Here is a 25286-nt window from a genome sequence, read left to right as displayed (position 1 = left end):
TCTCACGGTCATTTTTAGCCGGAAGCCCGAAAACTGGGAAAAACCTGACAAAAAAGAAAAGACCGGCGCAGGGGCCGGCCTTTTCCTAGGGGCGGGCCAGCGGGAGGAGCTGGCCACTATATCGAAGGCGGCGGGAGGAAGCCGCCTTCGGATGGTTTGGGTGCCGAAGTTCAGGCGACCTTGAGGTCCTTGAACGCCCGCTCGACCACGTCCTTGATCGGCTTGGCGACATCCTCGGCCGCCTTGGCGGACAGGGCCTGGAAGTCCTTGGCCTGCTGGGCGGCCGTCTCGGCGCCCTTGCGCAGGAACGAGGTGTTCAGCTCGAAAAGCTCGGACAGCGACTTGGCACCGACCACCGCTTCGAGATGCGCGAAGCCGGCCTCGGCATTGGCGCGGAAGGTGGCGATCGCCTTCAGCGAAAGGTCGCTGCCGGCGGCGCGGGCGGTCTCCAAAGTGGTCTCCAGCGCCTTCTGGGTATCCTCGGCGCCGCTCTTCAGCTTGGCAAAAGTTTCCTTCGACTGCTCGACGCCCTTTTCGGCGAAAGCACGAAACTGATCGGTGGCCTTCGACGCATCGAAGGTGGGGAATTCGACATTCTCAAATTCTTCAGGCTTGGCAGCAGTCTTGGACATGATTCCATCCTTTTCGGTGAACAGGCTTTGCGGAAAGCGTTCATTCATGCATGGATGGCTATATAGCGCTTCTCATGCTGCATTGCAACAAAATTGTGCGCTGCAACATAACCGCCGCAAGCGGCGTTAACCAAACCGAGAGTTTCCGCTCGCCATCTGCGCGGATTTCTGGACGTTGGAGCCTCCGACTTGTTATTAATAGACGGTTAACTGCAGAGGAATCCGCCTTCGCAGCAAGGCCCAGTGAGCACATGCCGTCAGCCTCGTATTCGTTCATCGATGTCGCGATCCTCGACGACGTAAGACAGCGTTTTGCATACGGCGACGCGCTGGCGATCCTGACGACGGCCTTGGACCAGGTGATCTGGGCCAACGGCCCCGGCGCAGCCGCCCTCGGCTATGCGGGCATCGAGGCGATCATCGGCGAGGAGCCGGGCCTGTCGCTTGCAGCAAGGCGGCAGATCATGGCGACGAGCGGATTTCCGCATATCGGCCGCGATCGCAGCCTGCTGGTTCGCATCGCTTCGGGAACCACCAGCCGCGCAGTCAATTGCCTGGCGAGCGCAATCACCCTGCCCGATGGCGAGGAAGCTCTCCTGCTTGCGTTTCCGGCCGACCAGGGCGGTGCGCGCAGCGAGCGCCAACTTGCCGAGCGGGCCATAGGCGGCCTGGATGGGCATGGCCAGTTCGCCGCTTTCATCGGAGAGGACGGCCATGTCGAGGCCGCTTCCAGTGGATTCGAGGCGCTCGGCATCGCGCCGCAGACGCTCTCCGAACTCGCCGCCGAAGTAGGCATGGCGCGCGACCGCCTGGTCAAGCGCATGATTCGGAGCGCGAAGGGGCTGCTGCCCGCAGGTATGGCCCGTCTGGCCGACGAGCCTGCCCGGCACCTGCTGATCGTCGTCGACGAAGAACATCTGGCCACGGAAGCGACCGACGAGGTCGAGGCCGAGCGCGAGGAGCCGGCCCCGATGGTCGAAGCGGAGGCCACCGAGGCCCCGCTCGCGGAAACCGAATCGGCCCCGGTCGCGACCGAAAGCGAAGCTGAGGCCGTGGACGTCGCGGCGGCGGACACCGCCGAATCCGTCTCGCCCCCGGCCGATATGCCTGCAGCCGAGAGCCCGGCCCCGGCCATCGAGGCGCCGGAAGCGCACACTTCCGCGGTCGCCCCCTCTGCCGACGATGAAGCGGCAGTCCTTGCATCCACCGGCGACGAAGAGCCCGCCCCGACCGCACCCGAAGCAGCCGCACCGGCCTCCACGCCCAGGACGGACCGCGGCGCCACCCCGACGCGATTCGTCTGGCGCACCGATGCCGAGGGCAGGTTCAGCGCCATTTCCAAGGAATTCGCCGACGCCGTCGGCGCCGCTGCCGCCGACGTGATCGGCAGGCGCTTCCGCGATGTTTCCAACGCCTTCGACCTCGATCCGTCCGGCGAGATTGCCGGGCTGCTCGAGCGTCGCGACACCTGGTCGGGCCGCTCCGTGCTGTGGCCGGTCGCGGGAACCGGCCTGAAGATCCCGGTCGATCTCGCCGCCCTGCCCGTCTACGACCGCGACCGCAATTTCGAAGGCTTTCGCGGCTTCGGCGTGGCCCGCAGCGGCGAAGCCGTGCCGGACCCGGAGGGCCTCGGCCTCGTGCTGGTGCCGGGCCCCGGCGGGGCTCCGGCGGAATCTGCGCACGAACAACCGGAAGCCGACCCGTTCCTGGGCGAGGTTCCCGCGCTCGCCATCGAGCCCAAGCCCGACCGCCGCTTCACCGACAAGGTGATCAGGCTCGCCGAGCATCGGCCGGGCGCCGCACCCGACAAGGGCCTTTCGCCAGTGGAGCGCAGCGCCTTCCGCGAGATCGGCGAGCGCCTGAAGAATGGCTCCGGGGAAAAGCCAACAGCCGCAAGCGAAGCTGAGGAACATGGCGGCGCAGCCGGGGCACCAGAAGCCGCTGACCATGCCGAGGCACCTGCCCCGCAGGCGGAACAGACCGCCGATGCCGGCGCGCCCGCCGGGGCGGAAACCGACGCAATCCCGCCAGCGTCCAGTGAACATGAGGCCGCCGAGGCCGCTGGCACCGATGTGCCCGCGGAGGTGCCCGAGGAACAGCAGACGGCGGAGCACGCCGGGACTGCACCGGACGTCGAGGCCGAGCCTGCCGCGACGGATAGCTCAGCCGAATCCGTCTCCGCGCGGCAGGCGCCGCCGCTCAAGCAAGAAGGCTTCCTGCCTTCCGCCTTTGCCACCGACGAGCGGAAAAGATTGCCGGCCGACACAGCCATCCTCGAGAAGCTGCCGGTCCCGGTGCTGATCCATTCCGGTGACGTGTTGCACTACGCCAACGAGGAGTTCCTTTCGCTCACCGGCTACCGCTCGGTGGAGCAGCTTGCCGCGGCCGGCGGGCTCGATGCGCTGTTTGCCGAGAGCTATGACGATGCGGCCGCCGAGGCACCGCATCACGATCTGCGGCTTCGCACCGGCGACGGGCTGGAATTCCCGATCGAAGCGTTGCTGCGGTCCGTGCCCTGGCAGGGCGGCAAGGCGCTGATGCTGGTGGTGCGGCGCACCGGCGAGGAAGAGCCGCAGCCCGCACCCGAGATGCAATCGCCGAGCGAAGCCGAGCTTCACGCGCGCATCGCCGAAATGCGCACCATCATCGACACGGCCACGGACGGCGTGGTGCTGATCGACAAGGACGGCAGCGTCCGCTCCATCAGCCGGCCGGCCGAGGCACTGTTCGGCCTCGACAGCGATGAAGCGGCTGGCAAGCCCTTCGCGTCGCTATTCGCCATGGAGAGCCAGCGCGCCGTGCGCGACTATCTCACCGGTCTTGCCGAGCACGGCGTCGCGAGCGTCCTCAACGACGGCCGCGAGGTGATCGGCCGCGAAGCCGAGGGAGGCTTCATCCCGATGTTCATGACCATCGGCCGCCTGCCAAACGACAGCGGCTATTGCGCGGTGGTGCGCGACATCACGCAGTGGAAGCGCGCGGAGGAAGAACTCACCCAGGCGCGCGCGATAGCCGAGCGGGCTTCCTCGCAGAAGACCGATTTCCTCGCCCGCGTCAGCCACGAGATCCGCACGCCGCTCAACGCCATCATCGGCTTCTCGGAACTGATGATCGACGAAAAATTCGGCCCGATCGCCAATGATCGCTATCGCGACTACCTGCGCGACATCAACCGCTCGGGCAACCACGTGCTCGACCTGGTCAACGACCTGCTCGACATCTCCAAGATCGAGGCTGGCCAGCAGGAAATGTCCAACGAGGCCGTCTCGCTCAACGACACGCTGGCCGAGACCGTGGCGATGATGCAGCCGCAGGCCAATCGCGAGCGCGTCATCATCCGCTCCAGCTTCGCTTCCAAGCTGCCGGACGTGGTGGCCGACCTGCGCAGCGTGCGCCAGATCGCTCTCAACATCCTGTCGAATGCCGTGCGCTACACCCAGGCCGGCGGCCAGGTCATCGTCTCGACAGCCTACGAGGCAAGCGGTGACATCGTCATGCGCGTGCGCGATACCGGCATCGGCATGACCCAGGCCGAGATCGAGCAGGCGCTAAAACCGTTCAAGCAGATCAACTCGCTGAAGCGCCCGCGCGGCGACGGCACCGGCCTCGGCCTGCCGCTGACGAAGGCGATGGTGGAGGCCAACCGCGCCCGCTTCACCATCAATTCCACGCCCGGCGAAGGCACCCTGGTGGAAGTCACCTTCCCCTCCACCCGGGTGCTGGCCGACTGAGCGCCAGAGAAGCGTCCGGACAGGTAGCCCGTAGCGTGTTGCGGCCGCAGCGGGCGTGGGCACCCGCGTTTGCGCAGCCGCTCCGAAGGTCTGAGCGCGGACCGCCCCGCCATTCGCCGACGTTGTCCACAGTCCGGACAGACAAAGTGTCGCGCCAGCCGTCGGCCCTGCTAAAGGGCCCCTCGGCAAGTCCTTGAAAACCTGTCTTGATTTATCCAGTTTAGAATTATTCTAAACTCTTGAATTCATTGGCGTTTGGTTGATCCACCTCTATAAATGGTACAGAAGTCCTGCGGCTCCGCAACGGTGCCACCACTGAAAACGTCCCTGGGGCCTTTAACCCCTCTGGTCAGGAGAGTGACATGACACCTGTAAACGCCCGGTCGAAAATCGCCGGATCCATCACCTTTGCCCTTGCCGCCTTGTCTGCCGGCACCGCATTGGCGGATGGCACCGTGAACATCTACACCTATCGCCAGCCGGAGCTGATCCAGCCCGTGCTCGACGCCTTCACGGCCGAAACCGGAATCAAGACCGAGGTCCTGTTCCTCGACAAGGGCCTGGAAGAGCGCATCCTCGCCGAAGGGCAGAACTCCCCGGCCGACGTCATCATGACCGTCGACGTCGCGCGTCTCACCGCGGCCAAGGACAAAGGCATCACCCAGCCGATCGACGATGCGACGATCAACGCCAACATCCGGCCCGAATACCGCGATCCCGAAGGCCATTGGTTCGGCCTCACCAAGCGCGCCCGCGTCATCTACGCCTCCAAGGACCGTGTGAAGGACACCGCCATCACCTATGCCGAGCTTGCGGATCCGAAGTGGAAGGGCAAGATCTGCATCCGCTCGGGCCAGCACGACTACAACCTCGCCTTGTTCGGCGCGGCGATCGCCCATTGGGGTCCCGAGAAGGCCGAGGAGTGGATGAAGGGCCTGAAGGCCAATCTGGCGCGCAAGCCCGAAGGCGGCGACCGCCCGCAGGCCAAGGCCATCGCGGCCGGCGAATGCGACATCGCCATCGGCAACACCTATTACGTCGGTCTCATGCGGACGAACGAGAAGGAGCCGGAGGAGAAGGAGTGGGGCAACGCGATCAACGTCATCTTCCCGACCTGGGAGAATGGCCTGACGCATGTGAACATCTCAGGCGCAGCACTCGCCAAATACGCGCCGCACCGCGACGATGCCGTCAAGCTCATCCAGTTCCTGTCCAGCCACGAGGCCCAGAAGGTCTACGCCGAGAAGAACTTCGAATATCCGGTCGAGCCGGGTCTCGAGCCCTCGCCGGTGGTCAAGGAGTTCGGCGAACTCAACGCCGACACGCTGCCGCTGATCGACATCGCAAAGAACCGCAAGGCCGCCTCCGAGATGGTCGACCGCGTCGGCCTCGACGACGGCCCGGCCAACTAATGCATTTTAGAGCATGATCTTTTCCGAAAACCGGTTCCCACTTATCGGGATCAGGCTCTGAATTAACCGTCGGGAAAGCCGGGCCGGACAAGTGTCCGGCTTTTCCGTTTTCGAACGAGAGCACGAATTGACCGCTGTCGAGCGCAACGACGAAGCAATTCTGGACGGGGCAAGACGCCCGGTGCGGCTGCGCGTCAAGCGCAACCGGCACTCCGGCATTCACCTCATGACGCTTGCGGTCTCAGCCTGCGTGCTGCTGCCGATCCTGTCGCTGGCCTATGTCGCGCTAAGCGGCACCGGCGAGGACTGGCCGCATCTGATGAGGAACGTGCTGCCCGGCTCCAGCCTGACCACGTTCTATCTGATGACGCTGGTGGCGACGGCAACCTCGCTCGTCGGCGTGGCCGGCGCCTGGCTGGTGGTGGCCTTCGACTTCCCCTTGCGCAAGGTGGTGTCCTGGGCGCTTGTGCTGCCGCTCGCCATCCCCACCTACCTCGCCGCCTACGCCTTCGGCGAATTCTTCCACTACACCGGCCCGGTGCAGGGCCTGGTCCGGTCGGTCTTCGGCTTCCAGACCATCCGCGACTACTGGTTCCCCGACATTCGCTCCACGCCGGGTGCGGCCTTCGTGCTCTCCTCGGTGCTCTACCCTTACGTCTATCTCACCACGCGCGTCATCTTCCTGATGCAGGGCCGCAATATCGCCGACGCCGCGCGCACGCTCGGCGCACGCCCGGCCAAGGTGTTCTGGCGGGTTCTGCTGCCGGTCGCCCGCCCGGCGATCGTCGCCGGCGTCGCGCTGGTGCTGATGGAGACGGTCAACGACATCGGCGCCGCCGAATATCTCGGCGTGCGCACGCTGACCTTCTCGGTCTATGCGACGTGGCTCAACCGCGGCAGCCTCGAAGGCGGTGCGCAGATCGCACTGGTGATGCTCATACTGGTGTTCATGCTGCTGGGCACAGAGCAGTGGGCACGGCGGCGCCAGCGCTTCCACACCGGCCGAGCGACCCATATGCGCGCCCGCCCTCCCCGTATCCGCCTGCGTGGCCTTCGCGCTCTTGGTGCCCTGCTCGCGACCGCCCTTCCGGTGCTGATCGGCTTCGGCATCCCGCTCTTCGTGTTCGGCCAGTATGCGGCACGGCGGGTGGAGCAGTTTTATACCCCGGCGCTTGGCCGCGCCTTCCTCAACAGCCTCGCCACCGCCACGGCCACGGCGACCATTACGGTGGTTCTGGCGCTCTTTCTCATCAACGCAGTCCGGCTCTGCCGTTCGCGCAGCATCGCCGCCACGGTGCGGCTGACCTCGATCGGCTATGCGCTGCCCGGCGGCATACTCGGTCTCGGCCTGCTGTTCGCGCTGGCCCGTTTCGACAATACCGTAGACGGCTTCGCCCGCGCCCAACTCGGCTTCAGCACCGGTCTTCTGCTGACCGGCTCTGCGGCTGCGGTCGTCATCGCCTGTTCCATGCGTTTCGTGGCGCTGGCGGAAAGCGCGATCCGCTCCGGCGTGGAGAAGCTGCCGCCCAATCTCGACGAGGCCGCGCGCAGCCTCGGCCAGACGCCGGCCCAGAGCGCGTCGCGCGTGCTTCTGCCGCTGCTCAAGCCCGCGATCTTCACCGCCGCCGTGCTGGTGTTCGTCGACACGATCAAGGAACTGTCGGCGACGATCCTGCTTCGCCCCTTCGGCTTCAACACGCTGGCCACTTTCGTCTACGAAAACGCCTCGCGTGGCGTGCCGGAGGAAGGCGCGGTGGCGGCCATCCTCATCATTCTTACCGCACTGGTGCCGGTGATGCTCCTGTCGGGTGCGCTGGCGCGTGACCGCGAAGCGACGATGTGAGCCGGACTACACGTCCTCAGCAATTCAAAAGAAAAGGCGCTCCGAAGGGAACGCCTGAAAAGGAATTGTTGCTGTCACAACGGGGGACTTGAGCCATGGCTTCCTCGATACGAGGACGGGATTTCTCCCTCAAGTTGCACCGACTATCGCGGCTGTCCCCTTAACAAATCCTTACCCGGATGGAACAAAATTTACGAAAGTGTACCACTCCTGAAATGTGGGTAAATTTCGCGGTCAGAACTTGTTAAGCATATCGGCCTCGGATCTCGCGTCCGTTCAGCTCTGCAGCGTCGGAATATCCCTGAACAGGTCGAGCGCCTCCGGGTTGGCCAGCGCCTCCTTGTTCTTGACCGCACGGCCGTGAACTATGTCGCGCACGGCCAGTTCGGTGATCTTGCCGGACTTGGTGCGCGGTATGTCGGTGACGGCGACTATCTTTGCCGGCACGTGGCGCGGGCTGGCCCCGGTGCGGATTTTCGTCCTGATGCGCTTTTCGAGATCTTCGTCGAGAGCGACGTTCGGTGCCAGCCGCACGAACAGCACCACGCGCACATCGTCCTGCCAATCCTGGCCGATGCACAGCGCCTCGGCGACCTCGGCCATCTGCTCGACCTGATTGTAGATTTCGGCCGTGCCGATGCGCACGCCGCCGGGGTTCAGCGTCGCGTCCGAGCGGCCATGGATGATGATGCCGCCATGCGCGGTCCACTCGGCGAAATCGCCGTGGCACCACACATTGTCGAAGCGCTCGAAATAGGCGCCGTGGTACTTCTTCCCGTCCGGATCGTTCCAGAAGCCGATCGGCATGGCCGTGAAAGGCCTCGTGCAGACCAGTTCGCCCTTCTCGCCGCGGATCGGCTTGCCGTCGTCGTCCCACACATCCACGGCCATACCGAGCCCTGCCGCCTGGATTTCTCCCATCCAAACCGGCTCGGTCGGCACGCCAAGCACGAAGCAGGAGACGATGTCGGTGCCGCCGGAGATCGAGGCGAGATGGATATCCTTCTTGATGCCGTCATAGACGAAGGCGAACCCCTCGGGCGACAGCGGCGACCCGGTCGAGGAAATAGTCCGCACGGTCGACAGATCATGCGTGTCGATCGGCCTCAAGTCCGCCTTGCGCACGGAATCGATGAATTTTGCCGAGGTGCCGAAATAGGTCATCTTCTCGGCATCGGCGAAGTCGAACAGCACGTTGCCGTTTGGATGGAAGGGCGAGCCGTCATAGAGCAGCAGCGTTGCCCCCGAAGCCAGGCCGGAGACCAGCCAGTTCCACATCATCCAGCCGCAGGTGGTGAAGTAGAAGAAGCGGTCGCCCTCCTCGAGGCCGGCATGCAGCCGCTGTTCCTTCACATGCTGCAGCAGCGTGCCGCCGGCCGAATGGACGATGCATTTCGGGATGCCGGTCGTGCCCGAGGAAAACAGGATGTAGAGCGGATGCGAGAACGGCAGCCGTTCGAAGGTCACTTCGGATGGAGCGAACGGCGACATCGCATCATCCAGCGCCTGCGCGCCGGCAACGCCTGCCGCCACCTCGCCGGCCTTGCCGAGATAATCGACGACCAGCACCTTGCGCACCGTAGGCAGCTTCTTCGCCAACTCGGCGATCTTGGCTGCGACGTCGATTTCCTTGCCGTTGTAGTAGTAGCCGTCGGGCGCGATGAACACGACCGGCTCGATCTGGCCGAAGCGGTCGAGCGCGCCCTGTTCGCCGAAATCGGGCGAGCAGGACGACCACACCGCGCCGATGGAGGCGGCGGCAAGCATGGCAGCCACCGTCTCGGGCATGTTCGGCATCATGGCGGCGACGCGGTCGCCGCTCTTCACGCCAAGAGCCAGGAAGAGTTGCTGCAGCTTCGACACCAGCGCATACAGTTCGTCCCAGGACAGGCGACGCGTCACCTTGTCCTCACCCTTGAAGACGATGGCGTCAGACGGGCCGGTTTTCTTCAGCAGGTTCTCCGCGAAGTTGAGGCGGGCATCGGGAAAGAACTGCGCGCCCGGCATCCTGTCGCCATCCGCAAGAACGCGGTCGCCTTTCTCGCCGACAACGCCGCAAAAGTCCCAGAACAGGTCCCAGAAGGCTTCGCGATCCTCGATCGACCAGGCATGCAGCTCGGCATAGCGTGAAAATTCACGCCCTGCTCTCCGGGATGCCTGCGCCATGAAGGCGGTCAGCGGGGCGGCTGCGATCCGCTCCTTAGACGGCGTCCACAGCGGCGCGGAATTCGACATTGCACTCTCCTCCAAAAGCCTTGCCGTTATGCATTTTGCGATGCTGCCGGGCAAGATAATGTATCGGGAGCGGCATGGCGGTGCGCAAATGTCGTTACAGGCAAATGTCGTTACAGACTGTGCGCAAATGTCATCGCATGGCCACAAAGGCTTGAAAAGCCGTGCATGTCCGCTACACCGGTTTGCGACGCAACCGGCTGAACGCAGGCGGTCGACAGTTCGATCAGCATGAACGAGGCACAATGCCGTCACCTTTGGTCAGGCGCAGCATATGGGTGGTCGGTGTGGCCGCGCTGGTGGTTGCGCTCGTCATCGCCCTCGTGCCCTTTCTTGCCTCCACCCGCATCGTGCGCGACCGCATCGCCTACGAGCTCAGTTCCTGGAGCGGCTATCGCGTCAACATCGACGCCGCTCCCGTCATCAAGGTCTGGCCGACCTTCAGCGCCGTCCTGACCAATGTAAGCATGACGCCCTGGGGGACCACCGACCATCCCCCTGTCATCGAGGCCGAACGCGTCGAGATCAAGCTCTCGGCGCTTGCGGCACTGCGCGGCAATATCGTCTTCTCCGGCGTCAGTCTCGTCCGGCCTACCTTGCGCGCCGAACGGACGGAGGATGGTCACTACAGGCCCGTACCCTCCGGCGGCGGTCGCGTCACCACGGCGATCGAGCAAACGCGCGCAGCGCTTTCGGTGGACCCCGACAAGCCTGATCTGTCCCCGGTCTCGACCAGGCCGCTCGGCAGCCTGGAGGTCAGGGACGGCCGGGTGACCCTCTTCTCGGACGGCAAGGACCAGGAAATCCTGACCGGCATTGCCGGCAAGGTGAACTGGCCGGCCCTCGACAAGGGATTGACGCTCAACGCCTCCATGATCTGGCACGGCGAAACCGTAAGCCTCGAGGCCTTCCTGGCCAAGCCACTGGTGCTTTTCGCCGGCGGCGCGGGGCCCGCCACCGCCACGCTCACCTCCGCGCCCGCCACGGCTTCCTTCAACGGCACGGTGAAGACCGACCGCAACGCCTATGTCGACGGCAAGGCAAAATTCGCCGCCCCGTCGCTGCGGCGCCTGCTGGAATGGTCGGGCGCCGACGTGTCGCCCGGCGGCGCCATCGGCGCCATCTCCGTTGCCGGCCGCGTCATCGGCGACACCCAGCGCGTGAAGCTCGAGAATGCCGAAATCGCGATGGACAAGAACCCAGGCGTCGGCGCGCTCGAACTGACCCTTAACGAGAACGCGCCGGTTGTCTCAGGCACGCTGGCCTTCGACACGCTCGACCTGCATTCCTTCCTAGCCGCGTTCACACCTGCCGCCTCCAGCGAGGCAGCCGCCGAGATCGACACGGCCTTTTCCAACCGCGTCGGCCTCGACCTGCGCCTCTCGGCGAAACGTGCCCTGGCAGGTACTGTCACGCTCGCCGATGTCGCCGCGACCGCCCAGATCAAGAACGGGCTGATCGCCTTCGACATTTCCGATGCCTCGGCCTTCGGCGGCAATCTCCAGGCCGGCGTGCGCTTCGACCGCAAGCCGGAAGGCACGCAGGCCGAGATGCGCTTTCTGGCCTCCGACGTCGAAGGCGGAGCCTTCGGCGCCGCCGCCGGCATCACCCGGCTGGTGCCGATCGGCCGCGGAAACATTTCGATCATCATCAAGGGCACGGGCCGTACCTGGAATTCCATCATCGAGAGCGGCGAAGGCTCGATCTCGGCAAGCTTCGGCCCCGGCGCGCTGTCCGAATTCGACCTGGCCAGTTTCCTCAAGCGATGCGCCGATGGCGGGTTCTTCGCACTCGACGACGTGTCGAAGGGCACCTTGCCGATCGAGGGGGCCGAGCTCAAGGCAAGCGTCTCGCGCGGCGTGATCAGGATCGAGAACGCCGAAGCCAGGGCGCCCCAGGGCAGGCTCTGGCTGACGGGGATCGTACCCTACGCCAGCCAGGGGCTGGCGCTTTCGGGCGGTATCGTGACACCGGACGAGGCTGCGGAACTGGACGACGCCCAGCCGCCCGCGACATTCTTTGTCGGCGGTTCCTGGAACGCCCCCTTCATCTCGCCGGTGAAGCCGAACCCGCCGGCCGTGCCCGACGAATAGCGCTGAATCCTTCGGAGCGGGCATCCGCGCCCGATTTCGCACTGCATGAGGGGATCGCGCCGGCACGCCTCATCCGGCGTCTCGCGCGGGAAACGTCAGGGTCTTCCGCTCTGCCAGCCCGCAGGGCGTTGAGCCGCCCTGCGGATCGACGAGCCCTCTAGGCTCTACGCTCTCTGAGCGGCCTGCTCGTCGCGCAACCGCTGCACCTCGCGCCGCTTGTTGACCACGGACGCCCCGATGACACCCACCGCCACGACGGCGATCAGGATGGTGCAGGCGGCGTTGATCTCCGGCGTCACGCCGAGCCGCACCTGGCTGTAGATCTTCATCGGCAGCGTGGTGGCGCCCGGCCCCGAGGTGAAGGAGGCGATGACCAGGTCGTCCAGCGACAGCGTGAAGGCGAGCATCCAGCCGGAGATGATTGCCGGCAGGATCACCGGCAGGGTGATCTGGAAGAAGGTTTTCACCGGCGGCGCGCCGAGGTCCATGGCGGCTTCCTCCAGCGACCGGTCGAAGGTCAGGAGCCGCGACTGCACCACCACCGCCACGAAGCACATGGTGAAGGTGACGTGCGCCAAGGTCACCGTAACGAAACCGCGGTCCAGCCCGACGGCAACGAACAGCAGGAGCAGCGACAGGCCGGTGATCACCTCCGGCATGACCAGCGGCGCAAACACCATGCCCGAGAACAGCACGCGTCCGCGAAAGCGGGTGTAGCGGGTGAGCGTCAGCGCGGCCAGCGTGCCCAGCACCGTCGAGACGGTAGCCGAAATCAGGCCCACCCGCGCGGTCACCCAGGCAGCATCCATCAGGCCCTTGTTCTGGAACAGGGACACGTACCATTTGGTCGAAAAGCCGCCCCAGACGGTGACGAGCTTCGACGCGTTGAAGGAAAAGACGATCAGCAGCACGATCGGCAGATAGAGAAAGGCAAAGCCCAGCACGATCGAGGTGATGTTGAAACGGCTCCAAGTCGAATTCATGATGCCCTCACCGATCCTGTTCCTGGGCGCGGGCCTGCACGTGCTGGAAGATCATGATCGGGATGACCAGCAGCAACAGCAGGATGATGGCCACAGCCGAGGCAACCGGCCAGTCGCGGTTGTTGAAGAACTCGTTCCAGAGCGTGCGGCCGATCATCAGTGTCTGCGATCCGCCTAGCAGGTCGGGGATGACGAACTCGCCGACCGCCGGGATGAACACCAGCAGGCAGCCAGCGACGACACCGGGAATGGAGAGCGGGAACGTGATCTTCCAGAAGGCGCTGAGCGGCGTGCAGCCGAGGTCCTGCGCCGCCTCGATCAGCGAATAGTCCATCTTTTCCAGCGCCGAATACAGCGGCAGGATCATGAACGGCAGGTACGAATAGACGATGCCGATGAAGATCGCCGTATGCGTGTTCAGGATGATCAGAGGCTCGTTGATCAGTCCAACGCCCTGCAGGAACTGGTTGAGTAGCCCCTCGGGCTTGAGGATGCCGATCCAGGCGTAGACGCGGATCAGGAACGAGGTCCAGAACGGCAGGATCACCAGCATCAGCAGCGTCGGCCTGAGAGTGGCAGGCGCGCGCGCCATGCCATAGGCGATCGGGTAGCCCACGATCAGCGTCAGCAAGGTCGACACCCCGGCGATGACGAGGCTGGAGACATAGGCGTTGAAATAGAGCGCGTCCTCGGTCAGCCAGGCATAGTTGTCGAAGCTCAGCTGTTTGATCTGGTTCACCAGCCCGACGATGCCGTCGCTCAGGTCGAGAACCGGCGTATAGGGCGGCATCGAGATCGCTGACTGCGACAGCGAGATCTTGAAGACGATGATGAACGGGACCAGGAAGAAGAAGAGGAGCCAGACGTAGGGAACGATGATGACCAGGCGGTTCTTCACGGCGCTGGCCGCACGGCCAAAAGCCGAGCCGCCGTCTACGGCAGAGGCCCTGGAAGCAGCGATGGCTGTATCGGACATGAGGGCCTCTATTTTGCCAGCACCACGCCCGCATCGGGGCGGAAGGAAATCCAGGCCCGGTCGTTCCAGCTCAGCGGGTCCTCGGACACACGCGCGGCGTTGAGGGAGCTGGCCTTCACCACCTGCCCGTCGTTCAGCTTGACGTGATAGACGGTCATGTCGCCGAGATAGGCGATATCGTAGATTTCGCCCTCGGCGGCGTTGGCGTCGGCATCCGCCGGCTTCTTGGACGTCACCTTGATCTTTTCCGGCCGGATCGCGAAGGAAACCGAGGCGCCAGCCGTGGCTGCGCCCGCGTTCTCGGTCTTGATCGTCAGGTTGCGGCCTTCGATGCGCGCCCCGCTGGCGTCGCGGTTGGCGACCGTCCCTTCGAACATGTTCACATTGCCGACGAAGCTGGCGACGAAGCGCGAGTTCGGCGCCTCGTAGACTTCCGCCGGCGTCGCCACCTGCATCACTTCACCCTTGTCGAGAATGGCGATGCGGTCGGCCATGGTCATGGCCTCCTCCTGGTCGTGGGTCACGACGACGAAGGTGAGGCCGAGATTCTGCTGCAGGTCCATCAGCTCGAACTGCGTCTCCTCGCGCAGCTTCTTGTCGAGCGCGCCGAGCGGTTCGTCGAGCAGCAGCACCTTTGGCCGCTTGGCAACCGAACGCGCCAGGGCGACACGCTGGCGCTGGCCGCCGGAAAGCTGGTGCGGTTTGCGCTTGGCGAACTGCTCGAGCTTGACCAGCCGCAGCATCTCCGCCACGCGCGTCTCGATCTCGGACTTGGGCATGCCCTCCTGCTTGAGGCCGAAGGCGATATTGGCCTCCACGCTCATATGCGGGAACAGCGCGTAGGACTGGAACATCATGTTGACCGGGCGCCGATATGGCGGGATGCCGCGCAAGTCCTGCCCGTCGAGCAGGATGCGGCCGGCGGTCGGTTCGTCGAAGCCCGCAAGCATGCGCAAAAGGGTCGACTTGCCGCAGCCCGAAGCGCCGAGCAGCGCGAAGAACTCGCGCTCGAACACCGTCAGCGACAGATTGTTGACGGCCGTGAAGTCGCCGAAACGCTTGGTGACGTTCTCGAACGCAATATAGGGCTTGGCCGCCGGATCACTCCATGGCGCGAAGCTCTTGCGGATGCTTCCGAGCGATTTCATTTCCTTCTCCACTCATTCAGTTCCCGTCGACGGTCGCCTGGTCCCTGCCAAGACGCATACCATCCTGTTGTGACAGGCAACGCGACCGTCCGGGCTATTTTCCCGATTGCGGATCGCTGCCTGGCGGAAACCAGTCTGTGGACTCACAGCCAATTGAGTTCACAAAGAGGCTTCCGAAAAGGGTCCCGCGAGCCTTTCTCGCGGGACCCTCATCGTCGATTCTTATTGTCCGGTCACGACCCTGGTCCACATGCGCGTGATGTTGCGCTGCGCCTTCGTGTCATAGGGCGAGACCGTGAACAGCTTCGCCATCATCTCGTCATCCGGATAGACCGCCGGATCATCGAGAATCTCCTTGTTCACGAAGGCCTGCGCGGCCTTGTTGCCGCTGGGGAAGTAGACGTAGTTAGTCGCCTTCGCGGCCACTTCCGGCTTCATGATGTAGTTGAGGAACTCATGCGCCTCCTCGACATGCGGTGCGTCGGCGGGGATCGCCATCTGGTCGAACCACATTTCGGCGCCTTCCTTGGGAATCGTGTAGTTGACCTCGACGCCCTGCTTGGCCTCCTCGGCGCGGTCACGCGCCTGGAACACGTCGCCCGACCAGCCAACGGCAAAGCAGATGTCGCCATTGGCCAGCGCATTGATGTATTCGGACGAGTGGAACTTACGGACATAAGGCCGGATCTTGAGCAATGCCTCCTCGACCTTGGCCAGATCCTCGGGCGAGCTCGATTCCGGATCGAGACCAAGATATTTCAGCGTCGACGGAACCATGTCACTCGGCGAATCGAGGACGTGAATGCCGCAATCGGCGAGCTTCGACAGCTTTTCCGGGTCGTAGAGGTAGTCCCAGCTGTCGAGTTCCTCGACGCCCAGCGCTTCCTTCACCTTCTTGACGTTGTAACCGAGGCCGACCGTGCCCCACATGTAGTTGATAGAATATTCGTTGCCGGGGTCGTATTTCGCAGTACGCTCGCTCACCACATCCCACATGTTCTTCAGGTTCGGCAGCTTCGACTTGTCGAGCTTCTGGAAAACACCGGCAGAAATCTGGCGGGTGAGAAAGTTCGCGCTCGGCACGACGACGTCATAACCGCTGCCGCCGGCCAGCAATTTTGTTTCCAGGATTTCGTTGGAATCGAAGACGTCGTAGACGACCTTGATGCCGGTTTCCTTGGTGAAGTCGTCGAGGATCGAACTGTCGATGTAGTCGGACCAGTTGAAGACGTTGACGACACGCTCCTGCGCAAAGGCATTCACGGTCATAAACGTCGCAAGAGCCGATGTGGCGGTGAGCCAAAGCGCTTTGCGAATCATTTCAGTTCCTCCGTCATTTCCATTTCCCGGCCCGCAACAAGCCCATCGCGACCGGGTTTGAGGTTCAGCCTATTGGCCTTCAGAAAGGGCGACAAGCATGAAATGTGCTCGCCGACCGGGGCGAAAGCCTGCCCCAACGTTACGGGGGCAAGCTTAATCCTGTTGTTGGATCACGGTCTTTTCGACGGCCGGGCGGTCCGCCCAACCGCGATCAGAGGTAGGTCGTGCGCTCCAGCTGCGTGATCTCGGCCCAGAAGGCGAGAATCTCGGCCCGCTTCAGGTCCTGATAGACCTTGGCCAACAGCGGTCCAAGCGCGCGCTCGATGAAGGTGCTCTTGGCCATGAGCTGCAAGGCTTCGTCCATGTCGTCGGGCAGGAAGAGCCCGCCCTCGTCATAGGCGTTGCCGACGACCGGCGGCGGCGGAACATCCTCGTTCTCGATGCCCTCGAGCATGCCCTGGAGCAGGGTCGCCATGACCAGGTAGGGATTGGCGTCTGCACCGGCGATGCGGTGTTCGAGACGCTTGTTCTCCTCGGAGGCCACGGGAATGCGCAGGGCGACGGAGCGGTTGTTCTCGCCCCAGACGGCACGCGTCGGCGCGTAGGAGCCGGGCGTGATACGACGGAAGCCGTTCCAGGTATTGATAAACAGCAGGAGCGATTCCGGCATGGTCTTCAACAGCCCGGCAACGGCCGACTCGAGCTTCTTGCGTCCGCCCTCGCCGCCGAAGATGTTGCGGCCCTCGGCATCCAGCATGGAAGCATGCACATGCATGCCGTTGCCGGCATATTCGAGGAACGGCTTGGCCATGAAGGTCGCCGTCAGGCCGTGCGCGCGGGCGCAGCCGATGACCAGACGCTGCAGCATGATGACGTCGTCGGCCGCCCGCAGCGGGTCGGCACGATGCTTGAGGTTGACCTCGAACTGGCCGGGCGCTGCTTCCTTGATGATCGTGTCGATCGGCAGGCCCTGCGCGTCGGCTGCATCGCGGATCATGTCGAACAGTTCCGCCTGCTCGGACAGATCGTCGAGCCCGTACATGCGCAGACGGTCTGGGCCGGCGGTGGCGCCCACCGGGGCCGGCATGCCGTCGTCCCATTCCACTTCCGGGTCGAGCAGGTAGAACTCGAGCTCGAAGGCGACGACCGGGAAGTAACCCCTGGCGTTGATCTCGGCGACCTTGCGCTTCAGCACCTGGCGCGGATCCGCCATGAACGGCTCGCCCTCGGGCGAGAAGGTTTGCAGCATCACCTGCGCAGTCTTGCGCTTGGCCCAGGGCACGATCGACAACGAGCCGCGCGTCGCACGGCAATAGCCGTCCTGGTCGCCAGTCTCGATGTGCAGGCCGGTTTCGGCGACCTCGCGGCCCCATACGTCTAGCCCGTGCAGCGACATGGGGAAGTTCACGCCCTCCTGGAACGCCTTTTTGAGCGCATCGGCGGGAGCCCATTTGCCGCGCATGACCCCATTGGGATCGACCAGCAGGAATTCCACCGCTTCGAGGTCGGGGTGCTTTTCTACGAAGGCGCGGTATTCGGCCTCGTGCTCAGGGGAGATGAAGCTGGATTTTTTCTCGACGGCCGAGGCCGGAGGCTCTTCGGGAGGACGCTTTCTTCCGGCCGGGAGGCCGTGGATGAAAGAAGTTCCGCTGATGGAATGATTGGTTCCGGTTTGAGCGCTTCCGGCTACTTCACGCAAGATATACCTGTTTAATTGTTGCAGACCACATAACCTGCCCTTGCCGCAACAGTTCTGTCAATGGGGAGACGGCATGCCGATGGTCGTTGATCTCGGCAAACGTGACTGGCGCCTGAATTCCAACCCGATGTGCACCAGCAATGCCGAGAACACCACAGTGCCGCCCACGATGGTGCGCACAGACGGCACCTCGCCATGGATGAGCCAGACCCAGATGGGTCCGAGAATCGGTTCAAAGGTCCCCAGAAGAGCCGCGACGGCGGCCGGAACCAGCCGGGCGCCGGTGGCGAAGAAAGCGAGCCCCAGGCCGAGATTGATCGCGCCGAAGGCGAAAAGGAAGGCCATGTCGCGCGCCGACACGGCAAACTCTCCGGCCTGGGCAGCCGCGAACAGCGCGGCAAAGACCGCGCCCAGGCAGGTCGCCGGCGTCATGCGCACATGGGCGAAGCGGCGGGTGATCACCGTGGCGATCGAGAACATCACCGCAATCAGCAGCGCCAGGCCGTCGCCGATCGGCGAAACCTCTCCATTGAAGGATTCCGACACCATGATGCCGACGCCGCAGATCACCGCTGCGATCGCAGCCCAAGTGGGAAGCGAGATACGCTCGCGAAACAACGCCCACGTCATCAGCGCCGCCAGCAGCGGCACGCCGGCCTGCATCAGGAGGATGTTGGCCACGGTGGTGTAGGCGAGCGCAACCACGAAGGCGGTCGAGGCGGTTGCGAAGCACACGGCCACGGCGAGGCCCGGCAAGCCCATGCCGCGGAACAGCCGCAGCGTACCCCGGCCGCCGTCGCGCCAGATCATGAAACCGATCAGGAAAACGACAGCCCAGACCGAACGCCAGAACACCACGCTCCAGCTGTCGCCGGCGGTGATGAACCGGGCGATGGCGCCGCCGAAGCTCCACATCAGCGCCGAAAGGAACACCAGCAGCACGCCGACGCGCTCGTCGCGCCCGGAATTCTGGTGGCCTGCGTGTGAAACGGCGGCTTCTGTCATGGCTGGACCATCGTCGTTTCCCCCCGGCTGCGCATGCCTGTGGGCGACAGGCGCAGTCCAAGCTGCGTAGACCAAACCTCCCCCCGGTTCGTGGTCCAGCGGCTACGAGCGGTTGTGGCACCTTCTGGACGCTCGCGAGGCGATTTCGTCATGCCAAGCAAAGATGCTATATGTTGGTCAGGCAGGAGTTGTCGGATGAACCAGACACTGAGAAACGCCATCCGCGCGGCGGAAGCGCTTTCAGAAGCCGATCAGGAAGAGCTTGGGCGAGCGTTGATGGACATGGCATTGCGCAAAAAGATCGACGCGCATCTTGCCGCGGCTGAGGCTCGCGGCGGTGCGAAACCGCATGAAGAGGTGGTGCCCGCTTTTCGGGCCAGATATGGGAAATAAGCTCGTCTGGCTGCACCAAGCATACGATGACTTATCAGCACTTCACGAATACATTTCACCTGACAACAGACGTGCGCGGACGCCAATGTAGAAGATATCTTTGCCGCTTGTGAACGCCTGAGAGAATTTCCTCTGTCAGCGCGCGTTTACAACTCAGTCTATCGCGCCCTTGTCGTGCGCAGCCATCTCGTCTTTTATCGCTTTGATGAGAATGAAGGCCAGATATTCATTGTCGCGGTTATTCATGGCCACAGGGACATCGCTGCCCTTTTTCCGGACCAATAATACCGACGCTCACTGAAAATCGAACGCACTCAGCCCCGTGACCATCTCGTCCAGCCCCAGCGGGCGCGTCACCGGCGGCTCAGCGCGCGACAGGCAGCCGGTGCGCTCGCACAACCGGCAAGCCGGCCCCACAGGTGTAGCCCCCTGCCCCATCCTGCCCGGCGCGCCCGGCAGTGCGGCGCCATAAACGATCTCGTCCTTGAAGCCGATGTCGCAACCCAGCAGCAGCGCGGTGCGACGCGGTCTCTCGTTGAAGGCGCCTTGCGGGCCTTCCAACGTGCGCGCCACGCACAAAAACTCGGCCCCGTCCGGCATCTCCACCGCCTCGACCAATATCTGGCCGGGCTGGGCGAAAGCCGCATGCACCGGCAGCTTCGGACACCCTCCGCCGAAGCGGCTCTGCGGAAACCCTTGAGCGCCGGCCTTGCGGAAGCGGTTTCCCGCATTGTCCACCTCCAGCATGAAGAAGGGCACGCCGGCCGCACCCGGCCGCTGCAGCATGGTCAGCCGGTTGGCCGCCTGCTCGAAGGAGACGCCGAAGCGCGATTTCAGCACGTCCACGTCGTAGCGCGCCCGAAGCGCCGCCGACTGGAAGGCCTGGTACGGCATCATTAGCGCATGCGCCGCATAGCGGCCGAGCTCGAAGCGCGCCAGCCGCCGCGCCTCGTCGGACGACAGCTTCAGCGCCTGGATTTCGGCCGCGACCGCCACCGACATGCGCATCAGGCACGCCTCCATCGCCACCTCCCGAAGCTGATCGAAGGGCGATAGCCGCTCGGAAATGAACAGCCGCTGCGAATGCCGGTCGTAGCGGCGGCGCCAGTTGGGCATGGTGGCCACCGGCAGCACCTTCACCACGATGCCGTGCTCGCGCTTCAGCCACGCCTTCAGCGCCGCGAAGAGGTCGTCACCGGCGTCGAGCACGGCGGTAAAAGCCTCCGCCTCCTCCTCCAATGCGGCGAAATGGTTCGGCCGACGCTCGAACACTTCGCGCACCTCGTCGATCGGTAGCCTGGCTCCGGACAGGGCGGTCGTGCGGCCCTCGCGCGCCAACAGTTCCGAGAGGTCCGACAGACGCTCGGCCTGTTCGCGATACGCGCGGAAAAGCTTTATCACCGCCGCCGCCGCATTCGGCGCGCCCTCGGAAAGCTCGACCAGCTCCTGGTCGCCCGGCAGTTCGCCCGCCAGAAGCGGGTCGGAAAAAACTTCCCGCAGCGCCGCGATCGACCCGCGCGCCTCGCCCTGCAGTTCCTCCGGATCGACCTTGTAGACCGAGGCGAGCTTCAGGATGAGCTGCACGGTCAGCGGCCGCTGGTTGCGTTCGATGAGGTTGAGATAGGAGGGCGAGATGCCGAGCCCCTCGGCCATCGCCGTCTGGGTCAGGCCCTTGGCGTTGCGGATGCGGCGGATGCGCGGCCCGGCGAAGATTTTTTGCTCGGCCATAGTGATCTTTACATTCATTTACAGGCGAGGCGCGAACTTCATCGTCCAATCGCCTTTTACATAATTTACAATTTTACAGCCCGACACGGTCAAACACAATACAGGTTTTCCCTATTTCTGGCGCCGATTTCTGCTTTCCCCTCGCCTTCTTTGCAGCGCAATGTAAATTTCGTCATACATCGCTGGTGCAACACTCAAGCAAAGCGCCATCGAGAAGAGCCCTCTTCGATGACCTGGAGCACGCTATGACTGATTTTTACAACCTCGTCCCGTCCGCCCCCGAAGGCCGTTTCGACGGCGTCGAGCGCCCCTATGACGCCGAGACGGTAAAGCGGCTGCGCGGCTCGGTGCAGATCAAGTACAGCCTCGCTGAAATGGGCGCCAACCGGCTGTGGAAGCTCATCCACGAGGAGGACTTCGTCAACGCGCTCGGCGCCCTTTCCGGCAACCAGGCCATGCAGATGGTGCGCGCCGGACTGAAGGCGATCTACCTCTCCGGCTGGCAGGTGGCCGCCGACGCCAATACCGCATCCGCCATGTATCCCGACCAGTCGCTCTATCCGGCCAATGCCGCGCCCGAGCTTGCCAAGCGCATCAACCGCACGCTGCAGCGCGCCGACCAGATCGAGGTCTCCGAGGGCAAGGGCCTGTCGGTCGAGACCTGGTTCGCGCCGATCGTGGCCGATGCGGAAGCCGGCTTCGGCGGCCCGCTCAACGCCTTCGAGATCATGAAGGCCTTCATCGAGGCGGGTGCCGCCGGCGTCCACTTCGAGGACCAGCTTGCGTCCGAAAAGAAGTGTGGCCATCTCGGCGGCAAGGTGCTGATCCCCACCGCCGCCCACATCCGCAATCTCAACGCTGCGCGCCTCGCCGCCGACGTCATGGGCGTGCCGACGCTGATCGTCGCCCGCACCGACGCCGAAGCCGCCAAGCTCCTGACCTCCGACATCGACGAGCGCGACCGGCCCTTCGTCGACTACGACGCCGGCCGCACGACCGAGGGCTTCTACCAAGTAAAGAACGGCATCGAGCCTTGCATCGCCCGCGCCATCGCCTATGCGCCGCATGCCGACCTGATCTGGATGGAGACGTCCAAGCCGGACCTCGGCCAGGCCAGGAAGTTCGCCGAAGCCGTGCACAAGGCGCATCCGGGCAAGATGCTGGCCTACAACTGCTCGCCGTCGTTCAACTGGAAGAAGAACCTCGACGACGCCACGATCGCCAAGTTCCAGCGCGAACTGGGCGCCATGGGCTACAAGTTCCAGTTCATCACGCTGGCCGGTTTCCATCAGCTCAACTTCGGCATGTTCGAGCTGGCGCGTGGCTACAAGGATCGGCAGATGGCCGCCTATTCGGAGCTGCAGGAGGCCGAATTCGCAGCCGAGGCCAACGGCTACACTGCCACCAAGCACCAGCGCGAGGTCGGCACCGGCTACTTCGACGCCGTCTCGCTCGCCATCACCGGCGGCAAGTCTTCGACCACGGCGATGAAAGAATCCACCGAACACGACCAGTTCCGCCCGGCGGCGGAATAGTCGAAGTCCAGCAGTGTCCCGCCCGGCCATGCCGGCGCGGGACCAGAGAGGAACACCACAATGGCTTCCAGAACACGCGTCAAAGAACGAGCCGAGGAGCAGTCTTCAGCCATGAGCCCCGAACAACAGGCCGCGATCCGCATCGTCGCCAATGACCTGCACCGCCTCAACCAGTCGGTTATGAAAGCGGTGGAGGCGGGCGTGTCGGTCGAGCTCGTGCGCTCAGCTCGGCATCACGATGCCAATGGCAACTGGGGCGATCTGCTCATCCCGGTGATCGTCACTCAATCTTCGCGTTAGCATTCGGCAGCAACCTGCCGCCTCGACCCTGCGAGCAAGACAACATCACCCGCACGTCTTTCGTGCGGGTGATGTTCGTTTCCGTTCACGGGACGGATACGACTTTCGTATTATAAGACTTCATCAGTATTATTCGATTTTCACTCGCTTCGACATTGCGGGCAATTGCGCTTGACGTGTATGAACGCATCGGCCTATTTGCACCGCATACTCAACTTAAAATTGAAAATTCGGGGGAGCGGGTTCATTGTCACTCATAAGATCAGCTCGCGACTCCGAGCTTAGCTCTATCGTCGCGCCGCTTATCGGGCCACTGACCCCAAGCATCGACCCCGGCAAGGCGCTGGTTGTCGGCAGATCGCCCATAAACCGCGTGGTGGTCTCGCGCATCATTGAGAATTCGGGCCTGCGGCCGCTCTCGGAAGAGCCCGAAGCAGCCCTGAAAACGTTGCAAACCCTCGTTCCCGCCACCATCGTCCTCGACGGCGGCGCCGACAACCGGGATTGCGATATGCTGATGCAGCCCCTTCAGGCGCTTCGCCGGCAGTTCGGCAAGAACGTTCCGGGCGTGATCCTGCTGACGCCCCGCATCATGAGCGCGGACGATCTTGCCCCGCTCGTCGCGGTCGACATCGCGGTCGCCAAGCCAATAACGCCCGAGTTGCTGCAGCCGATGCTTGAGCGTCTGCTGGAGCGCGTGCGCGGATAAGGCCGCAGGCAGACGACTCCGCGTCAAAAGACCTCAAACCCCTTTTCTTCCGTCATGACGAGTGGCTATACTCAGGCATCCGAAACAAATCTTGGTGATTGATGCCTGCCCCTAAAAAGGAAGTTCGCCCCTCGAAGGTCGGGGGACGTACTCGTGTGCCCGCATTTGTGAAAAACCTGCGTGGCGTGAAGAATTGGAAGGAAGTCGGCGAATGGCTTGAGTGGCGCGGTATCGAAGATATCGAATGCATCACCCCCGACCAGGCGGGTGTCGCGCGCGGCAAGATGATGCCGTCCAGCAAATTCACCTCCAACACATCGCTGGCTTTGCCTTCCGCGCCGTTCATGATGACGATCTCCGGCGACTATCCCGAAGACGGCAACGGCTTTGCTTACCCCGAAGACGATGGCGACCTGAAGCTGGTGCCCGATCTCTCCACCCTCAGTGCGGTTCCCTGGGAAGAAGATCCGACAGCGCAGGTCATCTGCGACCTCGTCCATCAGGACGGGCGCTCGGTCGAATTCACGCCGCGCAACGTATTGAAGCGCGTTGTGGCCGCCTATGAGGCGAAGGGCCTGCGGCCGGTCGTCGCACCGGAAATCGAATTCTATCTTGTCCGCAAGAACCCCGATCCCGACTATCCGCTGACCCCGCCCGTCGGTCGCTCCGGCCGGCCGATCGGCGGCGGCGCCGGTTATTCCATCGCCGGCGTCAACGAGTTCGACGAACTGATCGACGACATCTATCATTTTTCCGAAAGCCAGGGCCTGGAGATCGACACGCTGATCCACGAGGAAGGCGCGGGCCAGCTTGAGATCAATCTGCGTCACGGCGATCCGATCGAGCTTGCCGACCAGGTCTTCATGTTCAAGCGCACCATCCGCGAGGCGGCGCTCAAGCACGACACCTATGCCACCTTCATGGCCAAGCCGATCCAGGGCCAGCCGGGCTCGGCCATGCACATCCACCAGTCCGTCATCGATCGGAAGACGGGCCAGAACGTGTTCTCGGCCCCTGACGGTTCTGAAACGGAAGCCTTCTTCAACTTCCTCGGTGGCATGCAGCGCCATGTGCCGAACGCGCTGGTGATGTTTGCGCCTTATGTGAACTCCTATCGCCGACTGACCCAGGCCGCCTCCGCGCCGGTCAACAACAAGTGGGGCTACGACAACCGCACCGTCGCCTTCCGCGTGCCCCGCTCCGACCCCGCCGCGCGACGCGTGGAAAACCGCATCCCCTCCTCCGACGCCAACCCCTATCTGGCGCTGGCTGCCTCGCTGGCCTGCGGGCTGATCGGCATGAACAAGGGCTTGAAGCCGGACGCGGCGATCCTGACCACGGCCAATGAGGCCGAGATCGACCTGCCGCGCGGCCTGCTCGAGGCCGTCGACCTGTTCGAGCACGACGAGGACCTACGGGCGATGCTGGGCGAGCCCTTCGTGACCACTTACGCGGCCATCAAGCGCGCCGAGTTCGAGACTTTCATGGAAGTGATCAGCCCTTGGGAGCGGGAATACCTGCTTCTCAACGTTTGACGACGGTCGGTC

Annotated in this window: 18 protein-coding genes; 9 read left to right on the top strand and 9 right to left on the bottom strand. The window is 63.8% G+C overall.

Translation table 11 applies throughout. From position 1 onward, the window contains the following. Positions 1 to 170 precede the first annotated feature (170 nt). Positions 171 to 632, bottom strand: a complete 462-nt coding sequence (locus ABLE85_RS01590; RefSeq protein WP_348790934.1) for a phasin — start codon at positions 630 to 632, stop codon at positions 171 to 173. A gap of 251 nt (positions 633 to 883) precedes the next feature. Between ABLE85_RS01590 and ABLE85_RS01585 the strand changes: the two genes are divergently transcribed. The 3 genes from ABLE85_RS01585 (at position 884) to ABLE85_RS01575 (ending at position 7618) form a co-directional block, all read left to right on the top strand. Continuing rightward, complete coding sequence (locus tag ABLE85_RS01585; protein WP_348790933.1) at positions 884 to 4363, top strand: PAS domain S-box protein; 3480 nt, start codon at positions 884 to 886, stop codon at positions 4361 to 4363. A 362-nt stretch (positions 4364 to 4725) separates the two neighbouring features. Beyond that, complete coding sequence (locus tag ABLE85_RS01580; protein WP_348790932.1) at positions 4726 to 5775, top strand: Fe(3+) ABC transporter substrate-binding protein; 1050 nt, start codon at positions 4726 to 4728, stop codon at positions 5773 to 5775. Positions 5776 to 6001: 226 nt separating this feature from the next. Next, a complete protein-coding gene (locus ABLE85_RS01575; protein WP_348791430.1) occupies positions 6002 to 7618 on the top strand; it encodes an iron ABC transporter permease in 1617 nt (538 codons plus the stop codon). Positions 7619 to 7894: 276 nt separating this feature from the next. Here the strand turns inward: ABLE85_RS01575 and ABLE85_RS01570 are convergent, their stop codons facing one another. Beyond that, a complete protein-coding gene (locus tag ABLE85_RS01570; protein ID WP_348790931.1) occupies positions 7895 to 9853 on the bottom strand; it encodes an acetoacetate--CoA ligase in 1959 nt (652 codons plus the stop codon). A 242-nt stretch (positions 9854 to 10095) separates the two neighbouring features. Between ABLE85_RS01570 and ABLE85_RS01565 the strand changes: the two genes are divergently transcribed. Next, positions 10096 to 11943 (top strand): AsmA family protein, encoded by a 1848-nt coding sequence (locus ABLE85_RS01565; RefSeq protein ID WP_348790930.1) that lies wholly within the window; start codon positions 10096 to 10098, stop codon positions 11941 to 11943. 164 nt (positions 11944 to 12107) lie between these two features. Here ABLE85_RS01565 and ABLE85_RS01560 read toward each other — a convergent pair whose 3' ends face one another. The 6 genes from ABLE85_RS01560 to ABLE85_RS01535 form a co-directional block, all read right to left on the bottom strand. Continuing rightward, positions 12108 to 12926 (bottom strand): ABC transporter permease subunit, encoded by an 819-nt coding sequence (locus ABLE85_RS01560; RefSeq protein ID WP_348790929.1) that lies wholly within the window; start codon positions 12924 to 12926, stop codon positions 12108 to 12110. Positions 12927 to 12933: 7 nt separating this feature from the next. Next, the gene (locus ABLE85_RS01555) at positions 12934 to 13902 is read right to left on the bottom strand and encodes an ABC transporter permease subunit (RefSeq protein ID WP_348790928.1); all 969 of its coding nucleotides are present in this window, start codon (positions 13900 to 13902) and stop codon (positions 12934 to 12936) included. A gap of 8 nt (positions 13903 to 13910) precedes the next feature. Continuing rightward, positions 13911 to 15050 (bottom strand): ABC transporter ATP-binding protein, encoded by a 1140-nt coding sequence (locus tag ABLE85_RS01550; protein WP_348790927.1) that lies wholly within the window; start codon positions 15048 to 15050, stop codon positions 13911 to 13913. A 222-nt stretch (positions 15051 to 15272) separates the two neighbouring features. After that, positions 15273 to 16370: a polyamine ABC transporter substrate-binding protein gene (locus ABLE85_RS01545; protein WP_348790926.1), complete on the bottom strand. Its 1098-nt coding sequence runs from the start codon at positions 16368 to 16370 to the stop codon at positions 15273 to 15275. A gap of 211 nt (positions 16371 to 16581) precedes the next feature. Further along, positions 16582 to 17928, bottom strand: coding sequence for a glutamine synthetase family protein (locus tag ABLE85_RS01540; RefSeq protein WP_348791429.1), 1347 nt, complete (start codon positions 17926 to 17928; stop codon positions 16582 to 16584). Positions 17929 to 18126: 198 nt separating this feature from the next. Next, positions 18127 to 19074 carry a DMT family transporter gene (locus ABLE85_RS01535; RefSeq protein ID WP_348790925.1) on the bottom strand — a complete coding sequence of 316 codons (948 nt, stop codon included), beginning with the start codon at positions 19072 to 19074 and terminating at the stop codon, positions 18127 to 18129. Between the two features lie 195 nt (positions 19075 to 19269). Here ABLE85_RS01535 and ABLE85_RS01530 point away from each other — a divergent pair, with 195 nt between their 5' ends. Next, on the top strand, positions 19270 to 19467 hold the full coding sequence (locus ABLE85_RS01530) for a hypothetical protein (protein WP_348790924.1): 198 nt from the start codon (positions 19270 to 19272) through the stop codon (positions 19465 to 19467). A gap of 294 nt (positions 19468 to 19761) precedes the next feature. Here ABLE85_RS01530 and ABLE85_RS01525 read toward each other — a convergent pair whose 3' ends face one another. Beyond that, positions 19762 to 21195, bottom strand: coding sequence for a short-chain fatty acyl-CoA regulator family protein (locus ABLE85_RS01525; protein WP_348790923.1), 1434 nt, complete (start codon positions 21193 to 21195; stop codon positions 19762 to 19764). A gap of 245 nt (positions 21196 to 21440) precedes the next feature. Here ABLE85_RS01525 and aceA point away from each other — a divergent pair, with 245 nt between their 5' ends. From aceA to ABLE85_RS01505, 4 genes are all read left to right on the top strand, one after another. After that, positions 21441 to 22730, top strand: a complete 1290-nt coding sequence (aceA, locus tag ABLE85_RS01520; protein WP_348790922.1) for an isocitrate lyase — start codon at positions 21441 to 21443, stop codon at positions 22728 to 22730. A 60-nt stretch (positions 22731 to 22790) separates the two neighbouring features. Further along, positions 22791 to 23030 (top strand): hypothetical protein, encoded by a 240-nt coding sequence (locus ABLE85_RS01515; RefSeq protein ID WP_348790921.1) that lies wholly within the window; start codon positions 22791 to 22793, stop codon positions 23028 to 23030. 247 nt (positions 23031 to 23277) lie between these two features. Beyond that, positions 23278 to 23739, top strand: a complete 462-nt coding sequence (locus ABLE85_RS01510) for a response regulator (RefSeq protein ID WP_348790920.1) — start codon at positions 23278 to 23280, stop codon at positions 23737 to 23739. Positions 23740 to 23840: 101 nt separating this feature from the next. Further along, a complete protein-coding gene (locus tag ABLE85_RS01505; RefSeq protein WP_348790919.1) occupies positions 23841 to 25274 on the top strand; it encodes a glutamine synthetase family protein in 1434 nt (477 codons plus the stop codon). The last annotated feature ends 12 nt before the right edge of the window (positions 25275 to 25286 follow it).

Source organism: Mesorhizobium sp. KR1-2 (assembly GCF_040045035.1).
Classification (GTDB): Bacteria; Pseudomonadota; Alphaproteobacteria; order Rhizobiales; family Rhizobiaceae; genus Pseudaminobacter.
The sequence above is the reverse complement of the archived record's forward strand: the minus strand, read 5'-3'. Positions and strand labels throughout refer to the sequence as shown.